Below are 13173 nucleotides of genomic sequence, written 5' to 3'. Positions count from 1 at the left end.
GCAATGGCGCCGCGCTGCCGACACCGGCGCTGACGATGCTGCAGGGGTCCGGAGGATCCCTGCCATGCGCGCCCTTCCCGCCCTCGCCCTTTCCGCCAGCCTGCTGGTCGCCGGCTGCCAGCACCCGGACGGCACGACCGACTGGGGCAGCACCGCTGCCCTCGGCATCGGGGCCGCGGCGCTGGTGGGCCTCGCCGTCGCGGCGTCGAACAGCCAGGACGACGGCTATCGCTACCAGCAGCGGCGCGGCTACGACCGCCGCGGCGACTGGCGGCGCTATGGCAGCTACCAGGACCGGCGCTACAACCGCGCCTATTGGTGATCAGGCCGGCGAGGCGACCGACAGCCCCTTCACGCCGTGCTTCGCGATCAGGCGGGCGACCAGGCCGCTCGCCTTCGCTTCCTCGACGAAGCCGCGCAGGAAGGCGGCGCCTGCCGTGTTCTTCCGCGCCGTGCCGATCGCCTGCTGCACCGCGCTGAACTGGCCATCCAAGATGCGCGCACCGGGCATCGACGCCGCATCGGCGATCAGCTTCGGCCGCAAACCGGCCAGCGCCTCGAGCCCCTTCTCCCGGAACAGCGCGAACGCGCCGTCCAGGCTCTCCGCCCGCAGCAGCGTCGCCTCGCGGATGTTGCGCTCGAGCCAGAGGTCGTAGGCCGCCCGCGCGGTGCTCGCGATGCGCACGCCGGGGCGGTCGACCTCGGCGATGGTGCCGATCGGCGATCCCGGGGGCACCAGGAAGGTCGCCTCGATCTCCGCATAGGCAGCCGAGAAGGCGATGGTCTCGGCCCGCTGCGGCTCGGCGCCGATCAGGCCGATGTCCCACGCATCGGTGCCGCAGGCATCCGCCAGCAACCCTGGGCTGGCGAAAGGCACCAGGCGCAACGGCACGCCGAGCCGCTCGGCCACCGCGCGCGCCATGTCCGGGGCGACGCCCTCCGGGCTGCCATGCTCGTCACGGCCGGTGACAAGCAGGAAGTTCGAGAGATTGATGCCAGCCCGCAGCACCCCGCGTGGCGCGAGCTCGGCAATGACCGTGGCGTCCATGGGCATCAATCCCACCCCACCGCGCCAGGCATCTCCTTGACCGGTGGCGCGGCGCGCAGCGCGGCAAGGTCGGGTGCGGGGCGGCGCAGCACCGGGTCGTGGACGAAGGCGTCCTCGATCGCCGCGGCAACGCGCAGCACCAGCGCATCCCCGCCGCGCGGCCCCACGATCTGCAGGCCGAAGGGCATGCCCAGCTTGTCGACGCCCATCGGCAGCGAGATCGCCGGATGCCCGCACAGCGTCACGTAGTAGGCGCAGGAGAGCCAGTGGAAGTAGGTCCGCGTCGGCTTGCCGTCGATCTCGGCCGGGTAGAGTTCCTTCCACGGACGCGGCGACAGCGTGATCGCCGGCGTGATGAGGATGTCGTGCCGGGCGAAGAAATGCTGCCAGGCGCGGTACATGCGCGTCTGCGCCGCCGCGGCATTGGCCGCGTCCTCGAGCGTGTAGCGCAGGCCTTCCTCGACATTGGCGCGCACGTTGGGACCGACATCCTGCGGCCGCTCCCGCACCTTCTGCAGGTGGGAAGAGAGGAACCCCGTGGCGCGCAGCACCTCGAAGGCCTCGTCGCCGCCGCGGCAATCGGGGTCGGCCTCCTCGGCCACGCCGAACAGCTTCGCCACTGCCTGGGCACGGCCGGCGAAGACCTCGCGGATGTGCTTCTCGACCGGCGCCTGACCGAAATCGACGCTGACGGCGAGGCGCAGCGTGGACAGGTCGATCGGCTTCAGCGGATGGTAGTCCTCCGGCACGCCGCGCACGGCGCGCTGCGGCAGGGTGTAGGCGAGCGGGTCCATCGCGTCGTCCGACGCCATCGCCGAAAGCAGCAGCGCCGCGTCCGGCACGGTGCGCGCCATCGGCCCCAGCACCGGCAGGCCCGACCAGCCATGGCCGCGTTTCTCGGACGGCACCAGGCCCGGGGAGGGCCGGTAGCCGACGATGCCGTTGAAGGCCGCCGGGTTGCGCAGCGACCCGCCGGTGTCCGAGCCCGAGCAAATCGGCGCCATGCCGGTCGCGAGCGCCACGCCCGACCCGCCCGAGGACCCCGCCGCGGACTTGGTCGGATCGAAGGGATTGCCCGTCACGCCATAGACGGCGTTGCGCGTGTTCGCCCCGGCGCCGAATTCCGGCGTGTTGGTCTTGCCGATGACGACCGCGCCCGCCTTGCGCAGGTTCGCGACCATGCCGCAATCGGCCTCGGGCACGAAGTCCTTGAAGATCGGGCTGCCATAGGTGGTGCGCAGGCCCTTGGTTTCCTCGAGGTCCTTGATGCCGACCGGCAGGCCGTGCAGCGCGCCGAGGCGCTCGCCCTTCATCACCGCCGTTTCGGCCGCCTTGGCGCCGGCGCGGGCGGCCGCCTCGTCCACCGCGACCATCGCGTTCACGGCGTGGTTCACCTCGCCGATGCGCTTGAGGCAGGACTCCATCAGTTCGACGGGGGAGAGCGCCTTGCGCCCGATCAGGCGCCGCGCCTCGAGCGCGGAGAGGTCGCAGGGTTCCGTCATGCACTCAGTTCCTTCGTGTAGGTGTCGAGCGTGTGCTGGTCGAAGCAGGCGAAGGTGACGTCGAGATCGCCGTGGGCGGCAATCTCCTCCCGCACGGTCGCGACGGCAATCCGGGTCGCGGCGGCGAGCGGGTAACCGAAGATGCCGGTGGAGATCGCCGGGAAGGCGATCGAGCGCCCGCCCGCCTCCCGCAGCAGGCGCAGGCTTTCGCGGTAGCAGGATGCGAGCAGCGCCGGCTCGTCCCGGTCCCCGCCGTACCAGACGGGGCCGACCGCGTGGATGACGTGGCGCGCCTTCACGGCGAAGCCCGGGGTGATGCGCGCCGCGCCGGTCGGACAGGGCGCAAGGGGCGCGCAGGCGCGCGCGAGGAGCGCTTCCCCGGCTGCGCGGAAGATCGCGCCGCAGACGCCGCCGCCCTGGGCGAGCCGCTCATTGGCCGCATTGACGATGGCGTCGACGTCGAGCGCCGTGATGTCGGCGCGGATGGCGCTGAGCGTCATGGCTGTCCTCCCCGCGCCCGCTGCCGGACGCGGGGGGCAGTCTCGACCCGCGGGCCGGGGGCGGCAAGCGCCCCTGCCCGGCGGATCAGTAGCCCATCGCGCAGCCGTCCTTGCGCGGGTCGGACCCGCCGACCAGGCAGCCTTTCTCCCGGTCGATCAGGATCGCCTGGCCGCCGCCATGCGGCTTGTCGATCAGCTCGCAGACATGACCCATGCGGTTGAGCTGGTCGACGACCGACCCCGGGATGCCGCGTTCGATCTGCACCTTGCCGTCCTGCGGCATCAGGCGCGGGAAGTCGATCGCCGCCTGGACGTCCATGCCGAACTCGAAGTGGTTCGCCAGGAACAGCGTCTGGCCGGTCGGCTGGAAGCGGCCGCCCATCACGCCGTAGGGCATGATCGCCTGGCCGTCCTTCATCACCATGCCGGGGATGATGGTGTGCAGCGGGCGCTTGTTCGGCGCGATGCAGTTCGGGTGGCCGTCCTGGATGCGGAAGCCGAAGCCGCGGTTCTGCAGCATGACGCCCGCCTTCTCGGCGAGGATGCCCGAGCCGAAGCCCTCGAACAGCGAGTTGATGAACGAACAGGCGTTGCCGTCCTTGTCGACGACGCAGAGGTAGACGGTGTCCTTGTGCTTCGCGAGGTCGCTCTCGCCCGCCGGCGGCAGTTCCGGCAGCGCGGCGTCGTCGCGGATCAGCGCGGCAAGACGCTTCAGGTAGTCGGCCGAGGTCAGCTTCGCGACCGGGACGTCGACCATCGACGGGTCGGCAAGGAAGGCGTCGCGGTCGCGGTACACCATGCGCGCCGCCTCGATGTGCCGGTGGTAGCGCAGGGCGGAACCGGCGCCCTCCTCGGGCGTCTGCAGGTTGCCCAGGATGCCGAGGATCTGCAGCACATGCATCCCCGAGCCGTTCGGCGGGCACTGGAAGACCTCGAGGCCGCGCCACTTGATCGAGATCGGCTCGACGAACACCGCGACGTCGGCGCCGCGGGCGAAGTCCTCCTCGGTGTGCAGGCCGCCGGCGGCGCGCAGGGTCGCGACCATGTCGGCCGCGATCTCGCCCTCATAGAAGGCCTTCTTGCCGCGGGTGGCGATGGCGCGCAGCGTGCGCGCCAGTTCCGGCTGCACGAAGCGGGTGCCGAGGGCGGGCGCCTCCCCGTCCTTCAGGAAGCGCCGCGCGGAGGCCTCGTTCTTCGACAGCTTGCCGACCGAGCCTTCCCAGTCCGCGGCGACGCGCGGGGAGAGCGCGAAGCCTTCCTCGGCATAGCGGATCGCCGGCTGCAGGATGGCGTCGAGGCCGAGCCGCCCATGCGTGCGGTTCAGCAGCTCCCAGGCGCTGATCGCACCGGGGATGGTCACCGAATGGGCCGAGGTGTTGACCATGGCGGTCAACCCGGCGGCGCGCAGCGCCTCCGGCGTCGCGGCACCCGGCGCGCGGCCCGACCCGTTGATGGCGATGACCTTGGAGGAGCCCGCCGGGACATAGAGGCAGAAGCAGTCGCCGCCGATGCCGGTCGACTGGGGTTCGATCACGCACTGCACCGCGCAGGCGGCGATGGCGGCGTCGAGCGCATTGCCGCCGGCGCGCAGGATGTCGAGCGCGGCGAGCGTCGCCTGGGGCATGGAGGTCGCCGCCATGCCGTTGGTGCCATAGGCGGCGCTGCGGCCGGGAAGGTGGAAGTCGCGCATCTCGGTTCCGTTTCCGTGAAGACGTTGCGCCTTCCATGCAACGGCGGGGCCGCCAAGGAAAGGGCACCCCGGCGCCGCCCTGCCCCGCGCCGGGGCGATGGCGGACCGGGCAAGCGCCGGAACCCCTCGCGCGCCGGGCGCTTCTGCTCTATGGGCCGGGGATGGACAGCACGGCCACCATCGAGGATTTCGACCGCCTCGACATCCGCGTCGGCACCATCGTCGACGCCCAGCCCTTCCCCGAGGCGCGCAAGCCCTCGATCCGCCTGTGGGTGGATTTCGGCGGCAGCCTGGGCGTGAAGCGATCCTCGGCGCAGATCACGGTGCATTACGCGCCGGACCGGCTGATCGGGCGCCAGGTCATGGCGGTGGTGAACTTCCCGCCGCGGAAGATCGCGGGCTTCGCCAGCGAGGTCCTGGTCCTCGGCGTGCCGGACGAGAACGGTGCGGTCGTGCTGCTGAAGCCGGACCTGCGGGTGCCGGACGGGGGGAGGATGTTCTGATGGCGCCGCGCTACTACACCGTCACCTGGGACCAGCTGCACCGCGACAGCAAGGCGCTGGCCTGGCGGCTGCTCGAAAGGGGTCCCTACAAGGGGATCGTCGCGATCACCCGCGGCGGGCTGATCCCGGCCGCCATCATCGCCCGGGAGCTGGATTGCCGGCTGATCGAAAGCGTCTCGATCGTCACCTATGACGAGGAGAAGCGCGGCGAGCCCCGCGTCGCCAAGCCCCCGGTCGCCGCCGGCGATGGCGAAGGCTGGCTGATCCTGGACGACCTGGTCGACACCGGCACCACCGCCCGTGTCATCCGCGCCCTGCTGCCGAAGGCGCATTTCGCGACCGTCTACGCGAAGCCCGCCGGCAAGCCGGTGGTCGACACCTTCATCACCGAGGTGTCCCAGGACACCTGGATCCTGTTCCCCTGGGACACCGAGCCGCAGTTCATCGCGCCGATCGCCAAGACCGCGGCGAAGTAGTCAGGCCACGACCTCCTCCCGCATCGCCAGCACCTTGTCGACGCGGCGGCCGTCCATGTCGACGATCTCGAAGCGCCAGCCGGCCCAGACGATGCGGTCGCCTTCCTTCGGCACGCGCTTGAGCAGCGCGAGCATCAGCCCCGCCACCGTGTGGTAGGTCCCGGCACCGGGCAGTTCCGGCAGGTCGAGCCGCGCGCGCAGCTCGTCCGACGGCATCGAGCCGTCGAGCAGCAGCGATCCGTCGGCGCGCTCGATCGCGACGCCGTCGGCGACCTCCTCGACCGGGCCGAGGTCGCCCACGATCGCCTCCAGCAGGTCCGAGGCGGTGACCACGCCCTCGAAGGACCCGTACTCGTCCATCACAAGCGCCATGCCGAGCGGATCCCCGCGCAGCCGTTCCAGCGCATCGAGGGCGGTCAGCGTGTCGGGCAGCACCAGGGGCTGGCGGAGCGCGCCGGCGATCGACATCGGCGCGCCTTCCAGCATCTGGTCGAGCAGGTCCTTCGCCGCCACGACGCCGACCACGTTGTCCACCCGGCCGTCGGCGACGACGAAGCGGGTGACATGGCTCGCCCGCAGCCGCGCGGCGATGTCCTGCGGCGGATCCGACCGGTCGAGCCAGGCGAGGTCGTTGCGTGGCGTCATCAGCGCGCGGACCGGCTTATCGGCAAGGCGCAGCACGCGCTCGATCATGTGCCGCTCCTCGGTCTCGAGGGCGCCGGCCTCGGCGCCCTCGGCGACCACGGCCTTCACTTCCTCTTCCGTCACGGACTGTTCGCCCGTGGGGGCCGGCCCGAACAGGCGCAGCACCACCGCCGAGGACTTCCCCAGCACCCAGACGATCGGGGAGGAGAAGCGCGACAGCGTCGAGAGCGGCCGGGCGACGACCACGGCGACGCGTTCCGGGTTCCTCAGCGCGACCTGCTTCGGCACCAGTTCGCCCAGGATCAGGCTGAGATAGGTGATGGCGATGACCACCAGGCCGAAGGCGATCTCGTCGCCATAGGGCGCGATGAGGGGGACGGCGTTCAGCACCTCCCCCAACGTGGTCGCGAGGCGCGCGCCGCCGAAGGCGCCGGCGACGATGCCGACCAGGGTGATGCCGACCTGCACCGTGGGCAGGAAGCGCTGCGGATCGTCGGCGAGTGCGAGTGCCGCCTCCGCCCCCGCGCTGCCCTTGCGCTGCAGGGCCACCAGGCGCGATCGGCGGGATGAGACGATGGCCAGTTCGCTCATTGCAAAGGCGCCGTTCAGCAACACGAGCAGCACGATGACGGCGATTTCGAGAGCTATGCCCATCTGATCCTCTGTTTCCACGCCGGTCTTAGAGCATCGCGGCACGCGCTGGAATTGGCGGCACGCCGGACGGTCGCCGGCGCGGCTGGGACATGCCCCCGGTTCAGAAAAGATATCAGGGTTTCACCCGAGACACCTGGAAAGGCGCGACAATGCCCGGCATGCGCGCGACGCCGTGCAATGAAATGAATGATTTTGGCGACGATACCGAAAAATAGAGACGTTTTCTGCTCGCCTCACGCTGCGAGATTCGCTAATGGTTCGTTAACGATCCGCCCCGCCGAGGTCCCATGTCCGCCGCCGACACGCCCGAGCCCGAAGCCGCCGCGCCCCGGATTGCCGCCTTTCCGCAGCGGCCGGAAGACCGGCTCCGCCTCGCGCTGCGGCGGCTCGAGGATGCGCTGGGCGAGCAGTCCCAGGCTGCCCAGGGCCTGCGCGCGGCGATCGGCGACCTGACCGGGACCATGGCGCGGCTGGGCGCCGGGGTGGCCGGCTATCGCTGCGCCCTCGACGTCGCGGCGAGCGAGATCGAGCGTGCGCTGGCCGCGGCCCGCACCCTGCAGGGCACCGCGGACCGCATGATGGTCTGACCGCCGCACCCTTGCCCGGGGCGCGCGGACGGCCAAGCATGGCGGCCGGAGGATCCTCGCCATGCACCCCCTCATTCCCCGCCTCAGGGCGGCGCGCATCATTCCCGTGGTGCGGGCGTTATCCGCCGCGCGCGCCGCGACCGCCGTCGCCTGGCTGCAGGAGGCCGGGATCACGGTCTTCGAGATCACCATGACGGTGCCCGAGGCGCCGGCCCTGATCCGCGCCCTCGCGCAGGATCCCGCCCTGTTGGTCGGCGCCGGGACGGTGCCCGACGCCCGCACCGCCGAGGCCTGCATCGAGGCCGGGGCGAAATTCATCGTCGCCCCCTGGGTCGATGCGACCCTCGCCAGCCCCTGCCAGGATGCCGGCGCCTGCCTCATGCTGGGGGCAATGACGCCGACCGAGGTGCGCGCCGCACTCGACGCCGGCGCCGACGTGGTGAAGATCTTCCCCGCGAGTTCCGCCGGCGGGCCGGCGCATATCCGCTCGATCCGCGCGGTCTTCCCCGATGTCGCCTTCTGCCCGACCGGCGGCGTCGATGCCCGCAACGCGCCGGACTACCTGGCGGCGGGGGCGGCCTTCGTGGGCATCGGCGGCAGGCTGGTGGACGAGAAGCTCGTCGCCGCCGGCGACCGCGCCGCGGTGCAGCGCGCGGCCGAAGAGGCCCTCGGCATCATGAGGGCCTGAGCCATGCCCGACCTGCTCTGCATGGGCGAGCCCATGCTGGAGTTCAACCAGCAGGCGCCCGGCGCGGATGGGCGGGTGCTCTACCTGGAGGGCCATGGCGGGGACACGTCGAATGCCGCGATCGCGGCGGCGCGCTCGGGGGCATCCGCCGGCTATGTCAGCGCCATCGGGCAGGACGGGCCGGGGGAAGCCTTCCTCGCGCTTTGGACGCGGGAGGGGGTGGACGCCTCCACCGTCATCCGCCGTCCCGACGCGCCGACCGGGATCTACTTCGTCACCCACGATGCGCCGGGACACCACTTCACCTTCTATCGGACCGGCAGCGCCGCAGCCTTGTTCACGCCGCAGGAGGTGCCGCAGAAGGCGATCCGCGCCGCGCGCATCCTGCACTTGTCGGGCATCAGCCAGGCGATTTCTCCCTCGGCCTGCGACGCCGGCTTCCGCGCCATCGAGGTCGCGCGCGCGGCCGGGGTGAAGGTCTCCTACGACACCAACCTGCGACTCCGGCTGTGGCCGGCGGCCCGCGCGGCGGCGGTGATCCACGCGGCGATCGGCATGGCCGACATCGCCCTGCCCTCGCTGGACGACGCGACGGCGCTGACGGGGCTGACGGATCCGGATGCGGTGGCGGATTTCTACCTGCGGCTCTGCCCTCTGGTGCTGCTGAAATGCGGTGCGGCGGGCTGCCTGGTGGCGACGCGCGACGGCCGCACGCGCATCCCCGGGCGGAAGGTGCAGGCAGTGGACGCGACCGGCGCGGGGGACACCTTCGCCGGGGCCTTCCTGGCGCGGACGCTGGCCGGGGACGATGCGGTCGCGGCAGCCCGCTACGCCAATGCGGCGGCGGCGCTTTCCACGACGGGATACGGCGCGGTCGCGCCCATTCCCCGCGCGGCGGCGGTACGCGCGCTGCTGGACGCGGCGTGAGGCGCGCCGGCGCGGCGGCGATGCTGGCCCTGCTGCTCGGCGCGGCGGGCCCGGCGCCGGACGATGCGATCACCTCCTATTGCGGCGGTGGCGTCACCGGCGGGGGCGGCGGGCTGCGCATCACGCCGGACGGCGCGGTGGTCCGGCTGCGGCGCCCCCTGGCCGGCGCGCCTGTCGAGGAAATGCGGATCGAGGACCGCGCCTCGCCCTATGCCCGCATCGCCGCCCTGCTCGACGCCGCGGGCTTCGACCGCATGCCGCGCGGGGAGCCGTCCAACATGACCTGCTCCCTCACCCGCCGCCACGGCGGCCAGTCGCATCAGGTGATGTGGGGCATCGGGCGGGCGCCGGCCGCGCTGCAACCGGCCCTGCGGGAGATCGAGGCGGCGGGTCGCTGACGCCCCACGCCGTCAGGTGCCGAACAACGGCTCAGTGACCGCGACGCGCAGCACCAGGTCGTTGAAGTCCGCATCGCCGTTCGCGAGGCGAAGATCCTCGATGCCGATCACCAGGCTGCCATCGGCATCGAGGCGCGAGAGCATCTGCACCCGCCCGCCCGTGTTGAGCGGGTTGAACACGTCCAGCGGATCGACGTCGAGGCTGTGGAAGATGTCGCCGAGGATCGCCCCGCCGCCCGGCATGTCGCGCACCAGCAGCGGATCGGCGGAACCGATCCGGGCATCCCCCCCGGTCAGGCGGTCGACGAAGCGGAAGGCGCCGTCGAGGTCGCCGTTCAGGTCCACCCCGTTCGCGACGAGGAAGAGGCCGATGCGGCTGCCCTCGGCCGGCGTGCCGAGGTTGACGCCGCCCGCCGCGGCATCGAGGTCGATGAACCGCGCGGCGCCGAAGGTGCCGTCGGCGCGCATCTCGAACCAGCCGAGCGCATTGTCGTAGGCCGAGCGGCCGCCGATGACCGTCACGGTATAGGTCGCATCGCCGGAGCCGGTCATGAAGCCGGCGCCGACGCCGTTGATGGCGCCGCCCGCGACCGAGATGCCCTCGGTCAGCCGCACCTGGCCTGCATTGGAGGTCGTCGCGGTGGTGTTCTCGTAGACGTAGAGATAGTCCTTGTAGGGGCCGTAGAAGTCCGGCTTGCCGTCGCCGTTGAAGTCGAGCCCGGCGCCGCCGTCGATGTCGACGCCCATGGTGAGGTTGCCTGCGCCGTAGGAGAAGGAACTGCCGGTCGCGGTCCAGTCAAAGCCGAAGAAGATCGCGGAACTGTTGCCGTCCACGACCATGATGTCAGGGCTGCCGTCGAGGTCGTAATCGAGCGCCGTGCCGAGGTCCCCGCGCGGTATGCCGTTGATGTAGGTATCCTGGTTCAGCGTGCGGTCCGCGTTGAAGCTCGCAATGTGCAGCGAGGAATTGAACGCGATGACCAGCTGGTCTGCCGGGGCAGAGGCCGAGGGCCGCACGGCGAGCACATCCTGCGGATTGTCCCAGCTGTTCGTGTAGGTGTTGCTGGACGCCACGTTGAGCACCGGCGTGCTCGACGATGAGCCGGCATCGCCCCAGACGATGAAGGCCGTAGGATAGGGGGTCGAGAAGGGCAGGCCGTTGTCGGGGTGATAGGCGAAGGCGACGTCGACCAGGCCGTCGCCGTCGAAATCCCCCGCCGTCACGCGCGCCAGGATCCCCGACTGCAGCCCGGCGGTCCCGTTCTGCCCGCCGGCTTCGGTGCTGGTGTACTGGAAGCCCTGGAAGGCGAAGGTGCCGTCGCCGTTGCCCAGACCGATCGCGTAGCAGCCATAGACGTCGGTGTCGTTGCCCCCGCTCGTCCCGCTGACGTCGTATTCGTTCACGCCGGCGACGATGATGTCCATCTTGCCGTCGCCGTTGAAGTCGGCGAAGGCCGAATCGTGGACCTGCACGATGTCGTTGCTGCTGAGCATGATCATCGCGCCGATCGGGATCGTGTTGTACGAGCCCACGGTGAAGGGCGCGGCGCCGGGCGCGGCGTTCGGCTCCGCGACGTAGTTGTAGACGCGGACGCTGTTCGGATCGCCGGAGGTCGGGCTGTCGCGGTTGGTGCCGACCAGGTCCAGGAACCCGTCGTTGTTCAGGTCGACGGAGTGGACGTAGTCGGTGTCGCCCGCGCCTCCGAAGACGACGGAACCGTCGAACTCGTTCGTCGACGGGTCGTAGGCCCGCCAATGGAGGCCGTCCGCCTGGGCGAAGACGAGGTCGCTGTAGGGCCCCTCGCGGTACAGGCCGCCGGTGACGCTGTAGATCTCGTTCGATTCCTTCAGCGACTGGAACAGGCTGTAGCTGAAGGTGGTGGACGAACTCGACTGAGCGCCGATGACGACGTCATCGGGCAGACTATCCAGGCCAACCGGCAAGACCGCGTTCCCATTCCCAGCGCCGCAGAAACGCGACCAAAACGAAACTGCGGGACGGGTATGATTCGTTCAAGTCACGATCGGTCGATGACAGGGAATGCGATTCAGCCCGTCCGGCGGTTGTCGCCCGGTCGCAGGCGCAGGCCGGCTCGCAGGTTCGTGAAGGGCAGGACGGCCGGGTCCGCGACCACGGGGCCGGGCGCGGTCACCACGATCACCTCGGACGCGATGGGCTGGAAGTCGGCGCGGAAATGCACGCTGGACTTCACGGCCACGATCTTCTGCTCCGCGGGCTCGATGCCGAGGAAGCGGAACAGCGCCTGGTCATGCGCCTGCATCTTGCGGCTGACGACCACGACGCGCACGCCGGGCGCGACGCGGATCAGCGCGGAGGGCCCGAGATTGGCCGGGTTCCCCTTCCCCATCGGGCCGGTGAGCGTGAACTGGCCGTCCGACAGCTTCTCGACCAGCGCGGTCACGCGCAGCGGCGCGCCGTCGCTCTTGCCGCCGAGGTCGAGCTCGATCGTGGCACCCTCCCCCGCCGCATGGCACGCGGCCGCGGCCTCGGCGTCGTTCATCGGCGCCAGCACCGCACCCTGGGCGTCCTGGCGTATCAGTTCCGCCAGCAGCCCCGTCGTGTCGCCATGCCCGCCGCCGCCGGGATTGTCCTGGGTGTCGGCGAGGATCACCGGACCTTCCCCGCGCACGGCCATGGCGCGCTTCACGCCCTCGGCCGCGGTGACGACGCCAAGGGCGAATTCCGGTTCCTTCGCCGCGATGAAGCGGGCGAGCCCGTCGGCCACCGCATCGGCCTGGTCGAGCGTGTCGGCATAGGTCGCGATCGCCATGCCGCAGCCCGGGAAATCCGCATAGGGAAAGCCGAAGCAGAAGCCGACTTCCCAGACGCCCTCGCCCTCGCCGAGGCGCGCGCGTTCCGCCATCACCTCGGACATCGGCGCGACCATCGTGCATTGGCCGGGCAGCGGGGTCCAGAAATCGAGCTCGCGGAACGCCTTGGCGGGCTTGCGGCCTTCCCGGATCATCCGCAGCAGCAGGCGCATCGCCTGGGCGCCCGCGGGCTTCATGTCGATGTGCGGATAGGTGCGGTAGGGCACCAGCACGTCGGAATGCGCGACCATCGCCGCCGTCTTGTTGGCATGCGGGTCGAGGCTGACGGCGACCGGCAGGTCCGGGCCGACCACCGCGCGCACGCGGCGCAGAACCTCGGCCTCGGCGTCGGGGAAATCATCCGAGACCATCGCGCCATGCAGTTCGAGATAGACGCCGTCGAGCGGGCCGGCATCCATCGCATCCGACAGGGCGGCGACGATCAGCGCGGTGATGCGCTCGAAGGCCTCGCGCGTCACGGGGCCGGCGGGGTTCGCGAAGGCCCAGGCGAGCGGCGCGATCTCGACGCCTTCAGCCTCGGCCACCGCGATGGCGCCGGCGCTGGGGACCGAGGTCGGGCGCAACGTGTCGAGCAGCGTCGCCGCGTGCTGCACGGGCGGGAAGCCGCCCGGCTTCACGAAATCCATCCAGGCGGTGGGGCGCGGGGCGAAGGAATGGCTCTCGTGCTGGAAGCCGCCGATGGCAATGCGGGTCATGAAACCT

General features: G+C 71.0%; 14 protein-coding genes. 7 read left to right on the top strand and 7 right to left on the bottom strand.

Going from position 1 to position 13173, the window contains the following annotated elements; genetic code table 11:
* The first annotated feature begins 64 nt into the window (after window positions 1–64).
* Window positions 65–322 carry a hypothetical protein gene (locus GWK15_RS00575; RefSeq protein WP_168038025.1) on the top strand — a complete coding sequence of 86 codons (258 nt, stop codon included), beginning with the start codon at window positions 65–67 and terminating at the stop codon, window positions 320–322.
* Here the strand turns inward: GWK15_RS00575 and GWK15_RS00570 are convergent, their stop codons facing one another.
* The 4 genes from GWK15_RS00570 to ggt form a co-directional block, all read right to left on the bottom strand.
* Complete coding sequence (locus tag GWK15_RS00570; RefSeq protein ID WP_209441961.1) at window positions 323–1048, bottom strand: transporter substrate-binding domain-containing protein; 726 nt, start codon at window positions 1046–1048, stop codon at window positions 323–325.
* A 5-nt stretch (window positions 1049–1053) separates the two neighbouring features.
* Complete coding sequence (locus GWK15_RS00565) at window positions 1054–2550, bottom strand: amidase (protein ID WP_168038021.1); 1497 nt, start codon at window positions 2548–2550, stop codon at window positions 1054–1056.
* Complete coding sequence (locus GWK15_RS00560) at window positions 2547–3050, bottom strand: macro domain-containing protein (RefSeq protein ID WP_168038019.1); 504 nt, start codon at window positions 3048–3050, stop codon at window positions 2547–2549. Before GWK15_RS00560 ends, GWK15_RS00565 begins: the two co-directional genes overlap by 4 nt.
* Window positions 3051–3135: 85 nt before the next feature.
* A complete protein-coding gene (gene ggt, locus GWK15_RS00555) occupies window positions 3136–4740 on the bottom strand; it encodes a gamma-glutamyltransferase (protein WP_168038017.1) in 1605 nt (534 codons plus the stop codon).
* Window positions 4741–4901: 161 nt separating this feature from the next.
* Between ggt and GWK15_RS00550 the strand changes: the two genes are divergently transcribed.
* Window positions 4902–5243: a tRNA-binding protein gene (locus tag GWK15_RS00550; RefSeq protein WP_168038015.1), complete on the top strand. Its 342-nt coding sequence runs from the start codon at window positions 4902–4904 to the stop codon at window positions 5241–5243.
* Complete coding sequence (gene gpt, locus GWK15_RS00545; RefSeq protein WP_168038013.1) at window positions 5243–5719, top strand: xanthine phosphoribosyltransferase; 477 nt, start codon at window positions 5243–5245, stop codon at window positions 5717–5719. Before GWK15_RS00550 ends, gpt begins: the two co-directional genes overlap by 1 nt.
* On the opposite strand, the gene GWK15_RS00540 is transcribed toward gpt, so the two are convergent.
* The gene (locus tag GWK15_RS00540; RefSeq protein ID WP_168038011.1) at window positions 5720–7018 is read right to left on the bottom strand and encodes a hemolysin family protein; all 1299 of its coding nucleotides are present in this window, start codon (window positions 7016–7018) and stop codon (window positions 5720–5722) included.
* Window positions 7019–7305: 287 nt separating this feature from the next.
* On the opposite strand from GWK15_RS00540, the gene GWK15_RS00535 reads away from it, so the two are divergent.
* The 4 genes from GWK15_RS00535 to GWK15_RS00520 all read left to right on the top strand — a co-directional run bounded on the left by GWK15_RS00535 (window position 7306) and on the right by GWK15_RS00520 (window position 9618).
* Window positions 7306–7605 carry a hypothetical protein gene (locus GWK15_RS00535; RefSeq protein ID WP_168038009.1) on the top strand — a complete coding sequence of 100 codons (300 nt, stop codon included), beginning with the start codon at window positions 7306–7308 and terminating at the stop codon, window positions 7603–7605.
* Between the two features lie 61 nt (window positions 7606–7666).
* Window positions 7667–8293 carry a bifunctional 4-hydroxy-2-oxoglutarate aldolase/2-dehydro-3-deoxy-phosphogluconate aldolase gene (locus GWK15_RS00530; RefSeq protein WP_168038007.1) on the top strand — a complete coding sequence of 209 codons (627 nt, stop codon included), beginning with the start codon at window positions 7667–7669 and terminating at the stop codon, window positions 8291–8293.
* A 3-nt stretch (window positions 8294–8296) separates the two neighbouring features.
* Window positions 8297–9220, top strand: coding sequence for a sugar kinase (locus GWK15_RS00525; RefSeq protein ID WP_168038005.1), 924 nt, complete (start codon window positions 8297–8299; stop codon window positions 9218–9220).
* Window positions 9217–9618: a hypothetical protein gene (locus GWK15_RS00520; protein WP_168038003.1), complete on the top strand. Its 402-nt coding sequence runs from the start codon at window positions 9217–9219 to the stop codon at window positions 9616–9618. Before GWK15_RS00525 ends, GWK15_RS00520 begins: the two co-directional genes overlap by 4 nt.
* Before the next feature lie 12 nt (window positions 9619–9630).
* On the opposite strand, the gene GWK15_RS00515 is transcribed toward GWK15_RS00520, so the two are convergent.
* Together GWK15_RS00515 and GWK15_RS00510 are read right to left on the bottom strand one after the other, a co-directional pair.
* A complete protein-coding gene (locus GWK15_RS00515) occupies window positions 9631–11562 on the bottom strand; it encodes an FG-GAP repeat domain-containing protein (RefSeq protein WP_168038001.1) in 1932 nt (643 codons plus the stop codon).
* A gap of 104 nt (window positions 11563–11666) precedes the next feature.
* Window positions 11667–13166, bottom strand: a complete 1500-nt coding sequence (locus tag GWK15_RS00510) for a M81 family metallopeptidase (protein WP_168037999.1) — start codon at window positions 13164–13166, stop codon at window positions 11667–11669.
* Between the last annotated feature and the right edge of the window lie 7 nt (window positions 13167–13173).

The sequence above is a fragment of the Neoroseomonas oryzicola genome (assembly GCF_012163135.1).
Lineage (GTDB): Bacteria > Pseudomonadota > Alphaproteobacteria > Acetobacterales > Acetobacteraceae > Neoroseomonas > Neoroseomonas oryzicola.
Note: the sequence above shows the minus strand (reverse complement) of the source record. Positions and strands in the feature narration are given on the sequence as shown.